This is a genomic window from Blautia sp. CGZ-1-C1 (genome assembly GCF_056504575.1).
This window is the reverse complement of sequence record NZ_JBWLUT010000180.1, coordinates 15,810-33,447: the sequence shown is the minus strand read 5'-3', so window position 1 is coordinate 33,447 and position 17,638 is coordinate 15,810. Positions and strand designations below refer to the sequence as shown.

Sequence of the window (17,638 nt, the reverse complement as noted above, 5' to 3'; positions counted from 1 at the left end):
TGACATCACAATATTCAACGCTATATCCTGATTGTCCACCAGAAAGATATAGGTCTGTGCTGTCCCTTCCGGATTGGTTTCCATATAATGCTTCAAAAACTTCTTGTTCAAACTTATCACTTCCTTTCAGGCAAAGAAAAAGACGCAAGCCATATTTTATGACTCACGCCTTACTTCGCTCACAATATTCTATTTTTATCAGTTACTGCCAGATTAGTTACTGGCAATCCTTATACATAAATCAATTCCTTGAGAATAATCTCCTCCGCAATCGCTCTGTGCTGATTGGCAGCTCTTACCCATGCCATCTGGTCTTTCTCCTTATCCGGCAGCGGTTCTTTTTCTTCCAACTGTTTCAGAATTACCTCCTCCCGTTCCCTCAGCTGCCTTGTCCACTTCCAGAAGATGCTCTCCAATGGTATCCTGTAAAAGCATCACCTGATACGTTGAATTTCGATGGTTTTTCAGATAATCTCTACGTAAGAATCCATATTTGCCAAGTTGCTCCATCTGCTCACCGGATTTATAGGTGAGATTCGGGATCAGGTATTCATTTACATTTGTATAAGTCAGTTTCATATTACTGTGACCTCTCTTTCGTTTAAACTTTTATCTGTAACAAAACCAGATGTTCATGTTACGTCATTGCTACAAATCTTTCTTTCCATATCATTTTGAATCCAACCCGGGCAGATTTTCTTCAAAATCATGGTGAAAGTGCTTCGTTTCTGTGTCGGAAAAATGAACGGAAACACTTGATTTTACTGACTTTCTTCAATGTAACCTTATTATAACGTCCTCCCCCCATCCCACCTCTTCATTGGGATACTCCTCGTACCCCGGTAATGGTCTGGCACCTCTTCGGAGATAGGCTTTTACTTTTTCCCCATAGAGGTAGGGATCGTTTCCATTTACAATCCCCCATTGCATTAACAATGCTGCGGCTCCGCTGACAAAGGGTGCTGCAAAGGAAGTCCCTGTTACTGTTCTATAACCGCCGCCGGGTACGGGAGCAACTATGTTTACTCCAGGTGCAACCAGATCCGGCTTCAGATATGGCAGCCTCCTGCTGCCCCTTCCGGAAAAATCCGCATAGGAGTCAACCAGCGAATCATATGCCCCAACTGCAATAATCCGCCGGGCAGTAGCGGGTATGGTCAAAGTTCCATATGCCCTTGGTTCATAAAACCCGGTTCCTCTGTTCAGGGTATTTCCACCTGGCAGCCACAGGTAATAATCTCCTCCCCTGACCTTTTTTCCACTTAGAATGATTTTCCAGTCTCCACTGTCCACATAAGTTTCCACAGGAAGGAAATCTATGTAGATTTCCTGTGTCAGATGATAGGGTCCAGGTTTTCCATAATAGATTAAAAGCTCTGTATTTCCCAGTTTGTACCTCTGAGGACCAAGCTTTTCATCTAAGGGGCCGATCCGGTTTCCGGATGGATTTTCAATATAAATACTCATCTCATCCTCATAAGCTTTCCATAACTGCACATTTAATGTTGGTTCCCTGCTGCTCACAGATAATTCTATCTGTCTGGTCTGTCCCTGTTTCAGGGTTCCGCCCTCATGCAGAGGCTGATTGCCATTGTTTCCTGTACCTGTACAGATAACCAGACGTCCCGTAGAAGAAACCATATCTATATATGTTTCAAGAAGGGAATCTCCCTTATGTGACCCATAGTTATTTCCAAAACTGATATTGATAACCATCGGCCGCCCCAGAAACAATGACTGACGCACCAAATAATCAATTCCCTGTATCAGTTCGGTTGTTCTTGGGAAAGAATTTTCTCTGGGAATCCCCATTTTTACCACTATCAGGTCACTCTCATAAGCTACTCCCTGATTGACTCCATCGGAAGCTCTCCCGTTTCCTGCCGCGATTCCCAGCACTGAGGTTCCATGTCCACTGTAATCCACAGATGGAACAAGGCGCCTGCCCTGGTTTTCTCCAAGTGCAAGCGCCTCATCTATTTCTTCTTTCGTATATTCTGTTCCTGTCACATATCCCTGCGGTGGTTTTCCCGGGATACTCTGGTCCCACAGCCGCAAAATCCTGCTACTCCCATCTGCATTTCTGAAATCCGGGTGAAAATAATCAACTCCGGAATCGACGATACCTATCAGAATTCCTTTTCCTGTCAGCCCGTCTCTGCCAGTCTGCACTGTTCGGATACAGCTGGCTCCTTTTGCCTGAAATAGTTCAAAATAGAGTCGTTTTGGTTTTTCTATAAATTCTACCTGTACACGGTCTGAATAAGCATCAATTTCCGATTCCGGCAAAGTTACAACAGCATAGCCGCCAAGCAATGGCACTACCTGAATCCCGTTGCCAGCCAGCCCACTCTCCGGACCACTGTATTTTACAATAATGTCCCACTGCCTCGAAGTCATATCATATCCTATATTCAGGTTCTCAGATTTCCTGCGTTCCTCTGGTGTCGCATCCATAGCCAGATTTAAGAGATTATCTATTTTCTGATCTGCCATAAACATTTCCTTCCGCTTCAAACCTGTTATACATTTAATCATACAGCCTGAAACCGCATAGTTCTTATTTACTATATTCCTCTATCACACAATTATGTTCCTTTGTTTTCTTATCATAATTCACACCAACAAGAAGAATATTTCCTTTATATTCTTCCAGACTGGCGCAATACTCTTTTTTCCCGATCTGCGCAATTGCTCCCTCTGCACTCTGATTCCACTTTAATTCAACTACCAGCGCAGGTTTTTCCTGAAATTTTCTTCGCGGGATAAAAACAAGATCCGCAAATCCTTTTCCACCAGCCATTTCTCTGTGAACTGTGTAGAAATTTCTTGCTGCATACAAGGCGAGCGATATCGTATAACTTAACGCATTCTCATCATTGTACTGTATATGAGATGTCTCGAAATGTGCCTGTCTGATCCCTTCCGCTACCTGCGCAGGTCTTCTCTGCCAGATTGCATTGAGTGTATCTGCAGAATTCTTCAAAGCCTTTGAAACTTCTCCCCAGTCAGATGCCGCAACACTGTTCACATATTCTGTACGTACTTCACTGTTGGGTATTTTTACAATTTTGTTGTCATAATCATAAGCAAGATACCCCAAATGAATTAATAAAGTAAGAACATCATCTTCTGTACGAAATGTTGCCATATCATTTGCAAAGCTTCCTGTATTTACCGGAACGCTTTCTCCTGCGATCATACTTAGAACATCATCTTTTAAGCCTTCAAAATTCATGTCAATGTATACTTGTAAAGCTTCAAATGTCTCTGTCTGGTTCCAGTAATTCCCTATTTTTCTAAACCTCATGCAGCTCACCACAGAGCGTGGACTGTAAATAGACAAAGCTTTCTCAAAAGAATATCCGTCATACCAACTTTTCACTTCCTGCATATCCATGTTGTATGTTTTACATAGATTCCTTACTTCTTCCTCTGTAAATCCTACATACTCCGCAAGTGGTCCCGGATCGATCATCGAAAATTCATCAAACATATTCAATGCAGAATGTGTTCCATATTTCTTAATCGGAAGAATCCCAGTCATATATACAAGGGCAAGATAGCCTTTATCTTTCAGTAAATCTCTTAAAAAATCCAGATACTTTTCCTGTGCTTCTCGGTCTGTTTTATATTCTCTGAAAATGCAATCCCATTCATCAATAACTACGACAAACTGCCTCTTTGTTTTATTATAAACATCCTGCATAGTTCTCATCAGATTGGTCTCATCAAAATATCGAAAATCCGGATACTTTTCCAACAGATCCCAGATCACACTTTTCCTAATCAGCGCAATCATTTCTTCTACTGTATCGCTCTGGCTTAAAAATTCCTGCATATTGAGAAATATCGTATCATATTTGTTTAAATATTTTTTAAAACTCTCACATGATGCAATTTTGAATCTTGAAAAGAGTTCTTTTGAATCAGCCTCGCAATTGTAATAGGCAGCGATCATGTTAGCTGTAATAGATTTTCCAAAACGGCGTGGACGGCTAATGCAAATATACTTTTGTGTTGTCTGAGCAATCGAATTCAGATATTCTAAAAGCTCTGTTTTATCTACGTATATGCTGGAATTTACTACTTCCATGAAATTATTTATATCTGGATTTAAATAATTTCCCATTCCGATTTCACCTCCGCATTTATTTTGATTTTCCTTTGCTTCTTATTATAAGGCATAAATCAAAGACAGGCAATATTTGTCTTACTTATCCCCATCTGTTCTGGCATCGGCAATGATTGCGCCCCGAAAATATTAATTAATTGCCATAAAAAATATACAACTTTTTACAGCATCATAATAATTCCAAGAAACAGACTGTTGCCTGCTACCTTTGCGGCCTGTTTACTGTTTCCCTGTCCCAGTGTTCTGGCAAGAAGTGCATTTGTTCCTACTCCTGTTCCAATTCCCACTGCAACCATAAGCATCTGTACCGGGAAAATTAAAATTTTACACAAATTTTTCATTAGCGCGCATGTGTATTTTACAAAGCATTCCTATAATAGGAGATAAAGAAATGAGAAATAAAATAATATATAAGCTTACATTGTTACTATATGTCAACTGGATATTGATACTCCCAAAAGGAGATTTCCAATCTGACCAAGCATTACATCACAGATATAAGAAAAGAGGAATGATTATGTATCAGACATTATGGAATTCTATTAATCATCAGGTAAAAAAGTCACATGCTTCTGCCGCTTTTCTGGCAGTTTCACTTATTGAATGGACAACACTCGGACTTCTGGCAGGATTTTTCATCTCTATAATTGGCGGAATGTCTGCTATTACCAAACTGACTGTTATCCTTTGTGCCGGTGGATATACCGGACTGATTTTTGGTTTCTTTGGCGGAATTTTATATCTGTACAGAACAGATTCCCGCCATTCCTCAGCAGAATCTTCTCCCTCTGCTACCGTCAGACTCTCTCTTAAGAGTAAAACAGCTGCCTGATTTATATCAGACAGCTGTTTTATTTTTCTACAAAATGGATTCTCGTCTCATCAAAACGATTCTCCATCTGTGCAATACCGATCCACACACCGCCAAATCCCAGTGCATCTGTTTCCAATCAAATGTATTACTTCTTAATTTTTTCTATCATACACTGATGTTCTTTATCTTTTTTCGAATAATTAATACCTACCAGAAGAATGTTTCCAGCATATTACGCTGAGACTTTTTTATCTTTGCAATCAGATACAAAAACGCTATCACAACCATTTTAAGAAAGTCAATCGAATATTCTCAATTGAAGCAGGGGACTTACTTGTATCACCCCAATGCCACATCAAGCACCATCATCAGTGAAAATCCTACTGCGAAGAAAATCGTTCCAATATTGGAATGTTCCCCTGCTGACATTTCGGGGATAAGTTCTTCTACTACTACGTAGAACATTGCTCCCGCTGCAAAGCTGAGCAGATATGGTAACGCCGGAACAATAAGTCCTGCCGCCAGGATCGTAAGTACCGCACCGATTGGTTCTACGATTCCGGATAACACACCACCTGCAAACGCTCTGCCTTTTCCCATTCCTTCCGAGCGCAATGGCATGGAAATAATCGCGCCTTCCGGGAAATTCTGAATAGCGATTCCAATAGAGAGCACCATGGCCCCCATCACGGTAATCTTCGTATTTCCGGTCAGATATCCGGCATAGACCACTCCTACTGCCATTCCTTCCGGAATATTGTGTAAAGTTACAGCCAGAACCAGCATAGTAGTTCTCTGAAGTCTGCTCTTTGGACCTTCTGCCTTGTCACTGTTCTGGTGAAGGTGCGGGATCATGTGATCCAGCAAGAGCAAAAAGAGCACTCCAATCCAGAATCCCACTGCTGCCGGGATAAAAGAAAACTTTCCCATGTCTGCAGACTGCTCGATTGATGGAATCAGCAGACTCCACACTGAAGCTGCCACCATGACCCCGGCCGCAAAGCCGGTAAGTGCTCTCTGTACTTGTTCATTCAGATTCCTTTTCATAAAAAATACGCAGGCTGCTCCTGCTGAAGTTCCGATAAAAGGAATCAGGATTCCGTAAAATACATTTATATTCATCTGTCTACTCCTCCTATTCTATTTGTATGCCTAAGATAAGTAATTGTTCCTATTCTCCACCAATCATACAAATAACTCTGATTTGGTTAAATAATAGTGGATGAAAAATCCAGTTTGTTTGTTAGTTAGTTTAGTCTAACTCATGTAAGTATATCAGATTTTCTTCCAAATAAAAAGAGCATACAGAACTTTTTTCAAATTCTATATGCCCAAATTTAACCGAATCAAGTAAGTCCCCTGCGGGGGTTGCGAAGAGCAATAAGCAGTTAAAGAATAGACTGCGGGCAGCCGGACTATTTCTTTTCGTAAACTTTGTTTACGCTCATTCATTGTTTTTGCTCCTGTTTCAGATAAACTGCAGCACCCAGTATACAAACGGTAAAGTCACGATTGAACAGACTGTCGTCACCAGGATTCCACCCATGGCATAGTCGCCGTCTGTGCCGTATGTATTTGCCATCATAACTACAGATGACATTACCGGCATAGCGGATGTGAGTGTCATGGTCATACGTATTTCTGCCGATATTGGAAGTAACCCCAGTATCAGATAAAACAGCACCGGAAAAATCAGCATTTTGATTGCGACGATTCCATAATAGTCCAGTTTGCAAATATATTTTTTTACATCCATACATGCAAAGACTCCGCCAAGATAAATCATTGCCAGAGGTGTTGCTGTTGCTCCGATTTTTGAGAATGCTGTGTTCAGAATCTCTGGTAATGTAAGGCCTGTAAGAATGCAGAATAATGCCAATACGATTGCAACTGTTACCGGGTTAATCAGCTTTTTAAAGTCAAATGTAGAATGCTTTACGGCACCAACATTTTTTCCACATTGTGATGAATTTTTTGAAGTATTTTCCACTGTATCCTCTGCCTTCGAGGTTAGCCTTACCCCGACTGTCCACAGCATCAGCTGGTCTATCATGGTAAATACCGAGATATACAGCATTCCTCTTTCCGGAAAGATACTTGTGACAATGGGAATTCCCATAAATCCAATATTTCCAAATGCACTCATTGCAGAATAAAGCTGCTGGTGATCACCTTGCAGGTGCAGTATTTTTCCCGAAAGAAAGCTGAGTCCAAACAGACAGATATACATAAAGAATGCGATTCCGAGAATCGGCAGGGAGTGGAAAAGCATTTGCTTATCCACTCCATTTACCGTATTTGTAAAAATCATGACCGGCAGTGCCAGTTTGATCACAAGTCTGGAAACGACTTCCATATTTTCCCGGTTCAGCACATGTGTCTGGATCAGAATGATGCCTGCCAGAATGTAGATGACAAACATTCCGATCTGATTAAGAAGAATATTTAATGTACTCATAAGTCAATTCTCCGGAGTGTTTTTGCCTGTCTTGATTTTTAATTTTTCAATATCATGTATCTGTCCCATTGTTGCTATTTCCTTTCTTCTGCATTCGCATTATTTATTTTTCATAAAGGATTCTTCCTTCATTTTTTATAACTTCTACTAACTTTTTTATTTCTATTCTGTCTGTTTTATCTTACCATATTATCATGCCTTTTTTAAGTCTCTCCAACAATTTCGAGGATTGTTTTTCTGTGCTCAGGCATGAAAAACAGCCGCAGATTCTTCATCATACGGCTGATCTTTTCTATTTAATATTCTATCTGTTGTCTGTTTTTATTTCTCAATCCCCTTTAAGAACCACACGGATTCTCTTGTAGATCAGAAATACAATCAGGGATGTCAGTGCATATTTAAATAAGTTGAATGGGAAGATGATCAGTGCTGCAAATGAAAGCAGACTGTTTACAGAGCTGTGTACTGCGCCACCCATTTCGATGAATGCTTCGATTGGCATTCCAAAAGCTTTTCCATAAGCCGGAAGTAAAACAAATGCATTAATAAAGCATGCAACTATTGCTGTCAGAACTGTTCCGACCGCCATTCCTACAACTGCGTGTTTTCTGCTCTTGACGGATTTGTAGCGGTAGATTAATCCTGCCGGAACTGCGAATGTACATCCGAAGATGAAGTTTGCCACGTCACCGACTCCTGCTGTCATAGATCCCTTTGTTACAAGATGCACCAGAATCTTCACCAGCTCGATCAGAACACCTGCAATCGGTCCCATTGCGAAAGAGCCAACCAGTACAGGGATCTCAGAGAAATCCAACTGATAAAATGTCGGTGCCAGGAACGGAAGCGGAAACTCCAGATTCATCAGAATTCCTGCGATAGCGCCAAGCATGGCTATCTGTGTGATAGTCCTTGTCTTACTCCTTGCCATTGCGTTTCCATTTCTTAATACCTGTTCACTCATACTGTTTCTCTCCTTTGAAATTATTCTTTATGGATATAAATTTTTATTCGCTGCATATCCTGTTTAAAAGAAAATTCCACAAGCTTCTTTACATGGCAAAACTGTCATATCTCATAGAAAATTTCACCACATAAAAAACCCTGGATAAATCATCCAGGGTAATGAGCACGTATGGTAAAAATATCGCGTGTTCTTCTCTCATCCAGACTATACTGTCGGTTCTGGAGTTTCACCAGATCAGCCGCCTAAGCTAAGCGGGTCGCGGACTATAACCGCCGGTAGGGAATCTCAGCTAATGCTGATCACCACAACCCCGAAGAATTTTCTTTTATCTGCGTTTGATTATACTACATAAGTATATTCATTTCAATACAATTTTCAGATTTTTTACCGGAGTGTACATTGTAAGAAGGAGTCGTATTGTCCGTTGGAATCTCATCGGGTGCAAACAGTTCTATTTTATTATCGAATTCTGTATAATTCTCATTTGCGCCAAGTTCTCTTGATTCTATCAAAGTTTCTGTAATGTTCTCTCCACTCTTTGTAATTCTAAGTCATGCACCACCAGTTCAACTGGTGGTTTGATTATTTTCTTTTTCTCCCTTTTCTATTATAACTTTATTTTCTACTTGTTTTATTCACTGACAGTGTATATTTATCTTTCCCGCAAAAAAGCAGGAACTGTACTCAACAGTCCTGCTTTTTCATCATCAGAGAAATAGTTTTCCCCTTATGCAGTAATATTCTTTCTCATATGAATCCTCTCTGCAATCTTATCCACCACTTTATTGCAGATCACCGTATAAGCCGCGCCAAACACATTCGCGCCAATACGAAGTGCCACTGCCGCAGGCATTCCGAAAAGTCCTGCTGCAATAGAGAGTGCTCCGAAAGTGTTAAATGCAGTCTGCCATGCATATCCTGCGGAATATCCGACTCCGATTCCACCAATCATTCCGATATACGGATACATGGATTCCGGAAGTACCAGATACAGTACAATAAAGAGCAAACATCCTACAATATTGAACAGCCCTCTGTTTCCGGCTCTGGAAGCACAGTCTTCTGTAAATGGCAGGCATACGGACATGCAGGCGATTCCTGCCCACATGGCTCTCGGCAGTCCCAGAAGATTCATAAATAACATAGCACTGGACACAATCAGTGTCAGTTTCAGATACCATCTGCTTCTTGCTGAGCGGATGTCAAACTCACGAAACAGGTCAAGGAAAGTTCTTCTATATGGTCTGTTCTTCTGATTTTTGTAAAAAATCACCATGCAGATCAGCATTCCTATGAAAAGTCCTGCGATGCGTAACGCATATTCCTGCCCGGTCACATCATATCCCAGAAGGAGTAAATAGCCCAGTACAAATGTAGAATGATTATACATAATCACATTGTGGCATCCAAGAATCATCAGAAGCAGAATGCAGACCACATTGACAAGAAATGCGGCAAATGGATGTGGTGCTGCCATATTTGCCAGTCTTGGCCCCGCCATAAGAATTCCAAAGATTCCTGCAATGGAAATCAACCCATGTGTTGTCCTGATTCCGAAGTCCGCCTGTCGCAATACGAGAACCGCCAGCAGAACTGTAACCCCGACTACACTGTTATTGCTTCCTGTGAGTTTACTGTACAGGCTCACCACCGCAACACAGAACGCCATGACCAGATATACTTTGAAGTTATAAATTAATATGTGACGTCTTTTTTCTTTTGGATCCGTTGTGTTCTTAATAAGCTGCTTAGAACCAACGGAACTCAACTGTAGTTCCTGATAAAATGTCATTTCCAAGTCGTCTCCTTTTTTGTAAAATCACGTAAAAATCCAGCGTTTTCACAGAATAACAAAACGCCAAATGATTACGTATCTACTATGAATTTTGAAATAGTAACGAGCACTATACCGCAATTTTCCAAAAACGTCAAGAGTCATTTCTCGCACTCCATAAATTTTTTTACTCACTCAAAAGAGGTATTATTCCATACACCGTTCACATTATGTATCATTAATTACCACTTAATACAATCCCATGATCGCCAGCAATGCCGTGATCACTACAAGGCTGCAAAGAATCGTCACGCTGTTCGCACAGCTTGCCATTCCTTCATCTCCTCCACACATTCCTGTGTAGGCAGGTGCAACTGCACTCATAGGAGCAAAGCACAGTAAAACAAGGGTCTGTCTGATTACCAGATCAAATGGTAATACAAAGAAGAAAAATACTGCACAGACTGCCGCAAAAATGTGTCGGATCACTACCAGTTTAACGATCTCACCCATATATTCTTTGATCAATTACCTCAATCCTTCCCAGACGGCAAATGCTGTGTTAAGCGCTTTAAAGGGCGGGCTGGTGGATGTGCTGATCCTGGACTCCAATCTTGCTGAAGCACTGCTGAAACTTAGTGAAGACATGCCTTCACAGGAGTAATACATACAAAATACCCTTTCGTCATATTATACGAAAGGGTATTTTTTCAGACTATTCTATTTTCTGTAAAGTACAAATGCCTCATATGGATTCAGGATGATTTTCCTGTCAAATACTTTTCTTCCCATATTCGTAATCAGGCACTGAGCTCCTTCTGTGAATGTTTCCGGAAGTTCCATTTCCGCTTCCTGTGCACTGAAATTACATACTGTGAGCAGCTTCTCTGATTCAAGCTTTCTTATGTAAGCAAAGATCTGGTCATGATCACGGTACAGAGCCTCAAATTCTCCGTATACGATGATATCCATTTCTTTACGCAGACGGATCAGTTTCTGATAATAATGGAAAACAGAGTCCGGATCTTTTAACTGATCTGCCGCATTGATCTGCTGGTAATTTGGGTTTACCTTAATCCATGGTTTCCCTGTAGTGAAACCTGCACCTGCGGAAGTATCCCACTGCATTGGTGTTCTGGCATTATCGCGGCTTCTGAGCATCAAACATTTCATCATATACTCCGGTGTCAGTCTGCCTGTCTCTGTCAGCTCAGTGAAATAATGAAGGCTCTCGATATCACGGTAGTCCTCCAGCTTATCAAAATAAACATTAGTCATTCCAAGCTCTTCACCCTGATAAACATAAGGGGTTCCCTGCATCATATGAAGGCAGGTCGCCAGCATCTTGGCTGAAATATCGCGGTAAGCAGGATTGTCATTTCCGAATCTGGATACACTTCTTGGCTGATCATGGTTTCCAAGGAAAAGGCTGTTCCATGCTTTTCCTGCCAGTTCTTCCTGCCATTTGATCATGATCTTCTTGAACTCTTTGAAATCATACCGTTCTGTGGTCCATTTGCCATAATCACCACCACCGATTTCTACATGCTCAAACTGGAATACCATATTCAGTTCTTCTCTGTCATCACCTGCGTATTTCTGTGCTTCCTCAATGGTAACTCCTGAGGTTTCCCCCACAGTCATCACATCATATTTGGAAAGAACTTCCTGATTCATTTCATGCAGGAATTCGTGGATTCTTGGACCATGAACACTATACGGACCGAAATCACCATACAATCCGTTATTCATCTCTCCGTCAGGAAATTTCTGATCTTTGGAAATCATGCTGATAACGTCCATACGGAAACCATCGATTCCCTTTTCACACCAGAAGTTCATCATATCATAAACTTCCCGGCGAACCTTCTCGTTCTCCCAGTTCAGATCCGGCTGTTTCTTGGAGAACAGATGAAGATAGTACATATCTGTCTGTGCGTCATATTCCCAGGCTGAACCTCCGAATACTCCGCCCCAGTTATTTGGTTCCTTACCATTCACCGGATTTCTCCAGATATAATAGTCACGGTAAGGATTATCTTTGGATTTACGACTCTCGACGAACCAGGAATGCTCATCGGAAGTATGGTTTACAACCAGATCCATGAGAATCTTGATTCCTCTTTTGTGCGCTTCTGCAAGGAGAGTTTCATAATCCTCCATGGTTCCGTAATCTTTGTATATCTTTCTGTAATCAGAAATATCATAGCCGTTATCATCCTGAGGAGACTCCAGCATAGGAGAAATCCAGAGAACATTCACACCTAACTCTTTCAAATAGTCAAGCTTCTCAATAATTCCTCTGATATCTCCGATTCCGTCTCCATTACTGTCTTTAAAGCTTTTGGGGTAGATCTGGTAAACAACACTTTCTTTCCACCAGGTTTTCTTCATAAACGTAAGCCTCCTGTTTGCATTTCTCAAGTTTATTGATGTGTTACTTTACTGCACCGGCAACAACACCGTTCATGATCCATTTCTGACAGAAGATATATACGATCAGTACAGGTGCCAGTACGAGCAGATAAGAGGCAAATGCCAGATTATAGTCTACAGAGAACTGGCTCTTGAATACATACTGTGCAAGCTGTAAGGTCTGCTGGCTCTCATCACTTAAGAGTACCAGTGGCATACTGAAGTCGTTCCATGTCCACATAAAGGAAAGGATTGCTACTGTTGCTGTAGTTGGTTTTAATACCGGGAAAATGACCCGGCTGAAAATCTGGATGGGGTTGGCACCATCGATCATTGCTGCTTCATCCAGTGCTTCCGGTATCGCCTTGATCGCACCTGTATAAAGGAAAGTGTTCATAGGCAGACCGAAGATAATGTACAAAAAAGTAATACCGTAAATATTATCCAGATGGAAGGCATTCGCCTGTACAACCAATGGAAGCATGATTACCTGGAATGGGATAAACATAGCACTGATAAAGTAATAGTACATAATAGAAAAGAATTTACTCTTTTTCCTGTTTCTGGTTATTGCATATGCTGCAAAAGAATTTGTGATCAATGTAAAGAACAGGTTGATCACTGTAATAAATGCAGTGTTAAAAAATTTCTGTGGAAAATTTGTCATCACCCAGGCATCTACGAAGTTCTGCAGACGCAGCTTTTTGGGTAATGCCAGTATGTTATTCATGTCAGACGGATCCTTGATTGCGATCATCAGTGCCATATACAGAGGCAAAAGAATAATCAGCACAATTCCTATAATAAGAAGAATCGTTACAGGCCAGTTGTAACGTTCTTTTACCTTCGCTACACCCTGTTTCATCCTAACTTCTCCTCTCTCTTCTCAAGTATACGCAGCTGTAACACAGAGATTAGCACAACTACAATGAAAAGCACAACTGCATTAGCTGACTGGTAGGCGAACTGTCCTCCGCCGAATCCCTTCTTATAGATCAGGACTGCAATGGAAGTAGTTGCTGTTCCGGGTCCACCATCTGTCATGGCCATGATCTGATCGTAAACCATCAGGTAACCTTTGGCCGAGAGCACCATATTAATGGTAAAGGACGGTGCCAGAAGAGGGAAAGTGATCTTGCTGAACCGCTTGAATCCTGTAGCTCCGTCCAGGTCAGCAGCTTCATATACATCTGTATCAATAGACTGGAGTCCTGCAATATAGATCAGTGTATTGAATGCACATCCGATCCACAGAGATACTGCAATGATTCCCCACATCGCATTGTTAGTACCCAGAATATTCACACTGAGAGCCTTGATTCCCAGAGCTTTTCCAAGCTCCGGAACCAGGTTTGCAAAAATATAGTTGAAGATAAATCCCACGATCAGACTTCCCAGCATATACGGCAGGAAATAAAATGCTTTAATGGTATTTTTGAATTTAATCTTTGCATTTAATGCGCATGCGAGCACAAGGCTGATCACATTAACCAGGATCGTAGTGATCACAGCAAATTTAAAGGTGAAAATGTAGGCATTTCCTGTATCTGCATCTACAAACATATGCAGGTAATTACGCAGCCCTACGAAATTCCAGTCTCCATATCCTCTCCAGTCAGTAAAGCTGTAGAATACACCTTTCAGGAAAGGAATTGTATGGAAGATGAAAAATAATACTGCAAGAATACCAACATAAATATAGTAAACTTTATTGACAGCAGGTCTTTTACGATTCGCTGCTTTCTTCATAGGCTCATCCCCTCACTTAATCTACATTCGCAACATCATATTTTTCGTCACACTGTTTCAGGAACTGTTCGATGTTTTCCTTATCATCCATTCCATTTGCACGATTTAAACTAAGTTCAGTAAGCAGTACAGACATATTAAATCCTGATGGGTAGTAGTGGTCTTCGAAGTTGGCAACTTTACCATTGCTGATGTCTTCCTGTACACCTGATACTGCTTCATCACTCTGCTCTACACCCTTTAATGCGGAGAATGAGAACTGCTCATCAATATAAGTCTGTACATTTTCTTTTTCCATCATAAAGGAAACGAAATCTTTAGCTGCATCTACATTGGAACTGCTCTTGCTTACGCCCAGAAGCACATCTACACCTGAGGTAACCTTATTCTGGGATTCATCATTGGAAGACGGAATTGCAAACATGTTTATTTTTACATCCGGGTTAGCATTACGGTACTGGCTGATTGCCCAGTTTCCATTGATGATCATTACAGCGTCACCGTTGGCAAATTTCTTGTTTCCGTCATCATAGCTAAGTCCCATGAAATCATCCTGTGCATAATCAAGAAGTGTCAGATATTTCTCTGTAATCTCCTCATGAGTTCCCACAAATGTTGTCTTGCCTGCTTTGCGGTCATCTGCGAAGCTCTCCGGTGCAAGGTCTGCTGCTATGGAATTCCATGGTGCATTTGCTGTCCATGCATCTTTATAAGTCATCAGTAATGGCTGCTCGCCTGCATCCTTGATTTTCTGAAGAAGATCTATAAACTCATCCCAGGTCTTCGGAACTTCCAGTCCAAGCTCATCGAATTTCTCTGTATTGTAGATGACACCGGAAGCATTTGTAGCAAATGGAACACCATATATTGTCTCTTCTTTGTCCTTATTTACATCGTAAACCATGTCAATATAGGCTTCCTGTACATCCTTGATATAATCCTGATCACCCAGGTCAAGCAGCATACCTGCACCCTCAACCTCAGTGTAGTTGTTATCGCCACCCATTGCTACGATATCAGGCATATCATTCTTTGCCATTCTGGTCTTTAATACAGTTCCTGCATCCGGCGGAGCAGTAACCTTTACTGTCACATCGTCATGGCTTTCATTATATTTGTCTACCAGTTTCTGAATTGTATCCTTGTTCTCAGGTTTTGTGGAAAAAAGTTCCAGTTCTGTTTTACCTGAGCTTTTCGCTGAGGAACCTGCGTCAGACGAACCGCCGCATCCTGTTAATGTGCCGGCAAGCAAAGTACCAATTACCAATGTGCTTATTATTTTTTTATACATTTTTTCTCCTCCATAATTTAATTTTCTTTTTATTTCATTAACTACGAAGGCTGCGCAACCTCTATTTTCCCTTGGTGACTTTATCATAACGCAGTCTGTCTGTAAAAATCAACAGGTTTCTCGGGAAACTTAAATTTCACACAAAATTCACAATCAATTTTTGTGCATATCATACAATAATCAGTATGTTTTTACACTGTTAACCCAACCGGATAAGTTCTGTAAATTGTAAAAAAGAGCCTGCTATTCTTTCACAGACTCTCTTTTTATCAGCCGCACCGGGCTCTTGATATTCATTTCTTTTAAAGTTTCTCCCTCTATCATCCGGTGCAGACGGCGCAGGGAGATTACGCCCTTCTGGTGGATATCCTGATGAACCGTAGTCAGCCTGGGACGGACAAACTCCGCATAAATACTGTCATCATAACCTACTATGGAAATCTGATCCGGAACCTTAATCCCATGATCAAAGAAATAGTTCATAGCCTCAATCGCTCCGTAATCCGAAGAAAACGCCAGTGCCTTTACTTCAAGGAAACGGGGAAGCAGCTCTTCATACCTGCTGAGGCGCTGTCTCTTCTCCCCCGGAACTACGATCAGACGGGATTTGCTGCAGAAACCGCCCTGCTTTTCCATAGCCTGTTTGAATCCGTTCCATCTGCGGGAATCACTGTCCTTATCTGTCTCTGCGATAAACAATGCCCTGTGGTATCCACAGGAATACAGGTATTCTCCAACCTGATATCCACCGGAATAATCGTCAATTCCTACATTCTGGAAGGTGTATTCCCCTTCCGGATATGCATCGATCAATATCATCTTCTTGTTCAGTTTTCTGGACAGCTGTCTGTATCGTTCCTCATCGTATCCCAGAATGATCAGACCCTCAACATTCCACCTGGAAGCCATATCTACTACATCTTCAATTTTTTCTCCGCCGATAAGCATGACGAAATAACCTTTCCGTTCTGCTTCTGTCTGTATGGTTCCGATCAGCTCTCCCACAAAGGAATCCTGCAGAGACTGCATTCCATGGGCAGTGGCAAATCCAAGAACTACTCCGATGATTCTGGAGCCATGACCTGACAACATCACAGATCCCATATGTGGAACATAATTCTGTTCTTTCAGAATACGGGTAATCTTATCTATGGTTTCCTGAGACACTCTCTTGGTATTTCCATTGATTACATTGGAAACCGTAGTCCGGCTCACCCCCGCCATATCTGCAATATCCTGAAGTCTGATCATTTTAACGCCTCCTGCTTTACGATATTTTATAGATTCATACAATCGTGTTAAAGACATCCTTTTCTATAAAATGTTTATACCATATATATGTTTTTAAGTAAACTTCCGTTCTTATATTATTATAAAAACGCAGGCATAGCGAGCTACGCTGAGGCTTTTATACCCGTGCAATCGGATTCGCAGACAAGCGAATGGTATAGTTATTTCCCAGATTGAAACAAAATTGCGCGTCTGACTCTCATCATTGGAAAATAACGAGAATGCGACGCGCAGTTATTCAAAGGATGAACTGAATGATACTTTTATTCTTCATCCGCATGATAAATCCCAACATATCCCTGCGGTTCTACTCTGACAATCTGTTCGACTTCCTCTGTTTTCTCCGGGAAGTCCGCTTCTGTATGAAATCTCACACAGGTTCCGCAGGAGGAGCTTAAATCTCTTGGGACCGGCATGACTTCTGCACTCAGATTCATTGCCTGGCAGTTTCTTCGAAACTGGATAGCTCCATAATGGGAATAGAAGGTTGCTATATATGTGATCATTTTTTAAGTTTCAGCAGGATATCATCTCCCTGCTCTGTTGCCTGTACCTGATATCCCTGATGTGTTGCAAATCTGGATACATTCTCTTTTGCAACTACATTATCAACCAGAATCTCATATTCTTTGTCTCCGGATTCCATTGCATTCTTTGCACGGATCACTGGTTCCGGACAGGATAAACCTCTTGCATCTACTTTCTTCATTCGTCTCTCTCCTTTTAGAGTGTGTCTAAAAAAATA

18 protein-coding genes, 1 pseudogene and 1 riboswitch are annotated in these 17,638 nt (G+C 41.3%); of the genes and pseudogenes, 1 reads left to right on the top strand and 18 read right to left on the bottom strand.

Annotated elements, in window-relative coordinates:
* Positions 1-230 precede the first annotated feature (230 nt).
* The 5 genes and pseudogenes from AC058W_RS16640 to AC058W_RS16620 form a co-directional block, all read right to left on the bottom strand.
* The gene (locus AC058W_RS16640) at positions 231-350 is read right to left on the bottom strand and encodes a TnpV protein (RefSeq protein WP_479390358.1); all 120 of its coding nucleotides are present in this window, start codon (positions 348-350) and stop codon (positions 231-233) included.
* Positions 322-579 (bottom strand): TnpV protein, encoded by a 258-nt coding sequence (locus AC058W_RS16635; protein ID WP_479390357.1) that lies wholly within the window; start codon positions 577-579, stop codon positions 322-324. The genes AC058W_RS16640 and AC058W_RS16635 overlap by 29 nt, the downstream gene beginning before the upstream one ends.
* A 195-nt stretch (positions 580-774) precedes the next feature.
* Positions 775-2,496 (bottom strand): S8 family peptidase, encoded by a 1,722-nt coding sequence (locus tag AC058W_RS16630; RefSeq protein WP_340284314.1) that lies wholly within the window; start codon positions 2,494-2,496, stop codon positions 775-777.
* 64 nt (positions 2,497-2,560) lie between these two features.
* Positions 2,561-4,132: an AAA family ATPase gene (locus AC058W_RS16625; protein ID WP_118591015.1), complete on the bottom strand. Its 1,572-nt coding sequence runs from the start codon at positions 4,130-4,132 to the stop codon at positions 2,561-2,563.
* Between the two features lie 173 nt (positions 4,133-4,305).
* A pseudogene (locus tag AC058W_RS16620) lies at positions 4,306-4,455 on the bottom strand (MATE family efflux transporter); the annotation flags it as partial.
* A 197-nt stretch (positions 4,456-4,652) separates the two neighbouring features.
* Here AC058W_RS16620 and AC058W_RS16615 point away from each other — a divergent pair.
* Positions 4,653-4,967 (top strand): hypothetical protein, encoded by a 315-nt coding sequence (locus AC058W_RS16615; RefSeq protein WP_243100944.1) that lies wholly within the window; start codon positions 4,653-4,655, stop codon positions 4,965-4,967.
* A 321-nt stretch (positions 4,968-5,288) separates the two neighbouring features.
* On the opposite strand, the gene AC058W_RS16610 is transcribed toward AC058W_RS16615, so the two are convergent.
* The 13 genes from AC058W_RS16610 to AC058W_RS16550 all read right to left on the bottom strand — a co-directional run bounded on the left by AC058W_RS16610 (position 5,289) and on the right by AC058W_RS16550 (position 17,602).
* Positions 5,289-6,071, bottom strand: coding sequence for a ZIP family metal transporter (locus tag AC058W_RS16610; protein ID WP_119244901.1), 783 nt, complete (start codon positions 6,069-6,071; stop codon positions 5,289-5,291).
* A 346-nt stretch (positions 6,072-6,417) separates the two neighbouring features.
* On the bottom strand, positions 6,418-7,407 hold the full coding sequence (locus tag AC058W_RS16605; protein ID WP_479390356.1) for an AEC family transporter: 990 nt from the start codon (positions 7,405-7,407) through the stop codon (positions 6,418-6,420).
* Positions 7,408-7,735: 328 nt separating this feature from the next.
* Positions 7,736-8,371 (bottom strand): ECF transporter S component, encoded by a 636-nt coding sequence (locus AC058W_RS16600; RefSeq protein ID WP_118420076.1) that lies wholly within the window; start codon positions 8,369-8,371, stop codon positions 7,736-7,738.
* Between the two features lie 186 nt (positions 8,372-8,557).
* A riboswitch (FMN riboswitch) is annotated at positions 8,558-8,696 on the bottom strand.
* Between the two features lie 22 nt (positions 8,697-8,718).
* On the bottom strand, positions 8,719-8,886 hold the full coding sequence (locus tag AC058W_RS16595) for a hypothetical protein (protein ID WP_178761153.1): 168 nt from the start codon (positions 8,884-8,886) through the stop codon (positions 8,719-8,721).
* Between the two features lie 215 nt (positions 8,887-9,101).
* On the bottom strand, positions 9,102-10,166 hold the full coding sequence (locus AC058W_RS16590) for an FUSC family protein (RefSeq protein WP_479390355.1): 1,065 nt from the start codon (positions 10,164-10,166) through the stop codon (positions 9,102-9,104).
* 231 nt (positions 10,167-10,397) lie between these two features.
* A complete protein-coding gene (locus AC058W_RS16585; RefSeq protein WP_118136743.1) occupies positions 10,398-10,676 on the bottom strand; it encodes an AEC family transporter in 279 nt (92 codons plus the stop codon).
* Positions 10,677-10,868: 192 nt separating this feature from the next.
* Positions 10,869-12,542: a glycoside hydrolase family 13 protein gene (locus AC058W_RS16580; protein WP_479390354.1), complete on the bottom strand. Its 1,674-nt coding sequence runs from the start codon at positions 12,540-12,542 to the stop codon at positions 10,869-10,871.
* 43 nt (positions 12,543-12,585) lie between these two features.
* Positions 12,586-13,428, bottom strand: coding sequence for a carbohydrate ABC transporter permease (locus AC058W_RS16575; RefSeq protein WP_117674278.1), 843 nt, complete (start codon positions 13,426-13,428; stop codon positions 12,586-12,588).
* A complete protein-coding gene (locus AC058W_RS16570) occupies positions 13,425-14,312 on the bottom strand; it encodes a carbohydrate ABC transporter permease (protein WP_117674277.1) in 888 nt (295 codons plus the stop codon). Before AC058W_RS16570 ends, AC058W_RS16575 begins: the two co-directional genes overlap by 4 nt.
* A gap of 16 nt (positions 14,313-14,328) precedes the next feature.
* Positions 14,329-15,603 carry an ABC transporter substrate-binding protein gene (locus tag AC058W_RS16565; protein WP_479390353.1) on the bottom strand — a complete coding sequence of 425 codons (1,275 nt, stop codon included), beginning with the start codon at positions 15,601-15,603 and terminating at the stop codon, positions 14,329-14,331.
* Positions 15,604-15,846: 243 nt separating this feature from the next.
* Positions 15,847-16,911, bottom strand: coding sequence for a LacI family DNA-binding transcriptional regulator (locus AC058W_RS16560; protein WP_479390352.1), 1,065 nt, complete (start codon positions 16,909-16,911; stop codon positions 15,847-15,849).
* Between the two features lie 245 nt (positions 16,912-17,156).
* The gene (locus AC058W_RS16555; RefSeq protein WP_008706323.1) at positions 17,157-17,399 is read right to left on the bottom strand and encodes a putative Se/S carrier protein; all 243 of its coding nucleotides are present in this window, start codon (positions 17,397-17,399) and stop codon (positions 17,157-17,159) included.
* Positions 17,396-17,602, bottom strand: a complete 207-nt coding sequence (locus tag AC058W_RS16550; RefSeq protein WP_117674275.1) for a sulfurtransferase TusA family protein — start codon at positions 17,600-17,602, stop codon at positions 17,396-17,398. Before AC058W_RS16550 ends, AC058W_RS16555 begins: the two co-directional genes overlap by 4 nt.
* Between the last annotated feature and the right edge of the window lie 36 nt (positions 17,603-17,638).

What these genes read in the sequence shown, in the direction of transcription:
- AC058W_RS16635 (WP_479390357.1), bottom strand. Translation starts at nt 579, where the DNA reads ATGAAACTGACTTATACAAATGTAAATGAATACCTGATCCCGAATCTC.
- AC058W_RS16630 (WP_340284314.1), bottom strand. Translation starts at nt 2,496, where the DNA reads ATGGCAGATCAGAAAATAGATAATCTCTTAAATCTGGCTATGGATGCG.
- AC058W_RS16625 (WP_118591015.1), bottom strand. Translation starts at nt 4,132, where the DNA reads ATGGGAAATTATTTAAATCCAGATATAAATAATTTCATGGAAGTAGTA.
- AC058W_RS16615 (WP_243100944.1), top strand. Translation starts at nt 4,653, where the DNA reads ATGTATCAGACATTATGGAATTCTATTAATCATCAGGTAAAAAAGTCA.
- AC058W_RS16610 (WP_119244901.1), bottom strand. Translation starts at nt 6,071, where the DNA reads ATGAATATAAATGTATTTTACGGAATCCTGATTCCTTTTATCGGAACT.
- AC058W_RS16605 (WP_479390356.1), bottom strand. Translation starts at nt 7,407, where the DNA reads ATGAGTACATTAAATATTCTTCTTAATCAGATCGGAATGTTTGTCATC.
- AC058W_RS16600 (WP_118420076.1), bottom strand. Translation starts at nt 8,371, where the DNA reads ATGAGTGAACAGGTATTAAGAAATGGAAACGCAATGGCAAGGAGTAAG.
- AC058W_RS16590 (WP_479390355.1), bottom strand. Translation starts at nt 10,166, where the DNA reads ATGACATTTTATCAGGAACTACAGTTGAGTTCCGTTGGTTCTAAGCAG.
- AC058W_RS16580 (WP_479390354.1), bottom strand. Translation starts at nt 12,542, where the DNA reads ATGAAGAAAACCTGGTGGAAAGAAAGTGTTGTTTACCAGATCTACCCC.
- AC058W_RS16575 (WP_117674278.1), bottom strand. Translation starts at nt 13,428, where the DNA reads ATGAAACAGGGTGTAGCGAAGGTAAAAGAACGTTACAACTGGCCTGTA.
- AC058W_RS16570 (WP_117674277.1), bottom strand. Translation starts at nt 14,312, where the DNA reads ATGAAGAAAGCAGCGAATCGTAAAAGACCTGCTGTCAATAAAGTTTAC.
- AC058W_RS16565 (WP_479390353.1), bottom strand. Translation starts at nt 15,603, where the DNA reads ATGTATAAAAAAATAATAAGCACATTGGTAATTGGTACTTTGCTTGCC.
- AC058W_RS16560 (WP_479390352.1), bottom strand. Translation starts at nt 16,911, where the DNA reads ATGTCTTTAACACGATTGTATGAATCTATAAAATATCGTAAAGCAGGA.
- AC058W_RS16555 (WP_008706323.1), bottom strand. Translation starts at nt 17,399, where the DNA reads ATGATCACATATATAGCAACCTTCTATTCCCATTATGGAGCTATCCAG.
- AC058W_RS16550 (WP_117674275.1), bottom strand. Translation starts at nt 17,602, where the DNA reads ATGAAGAAAGTAGATGCAAGAGGTTTATCCTGTCCGGAACCAGTGATC.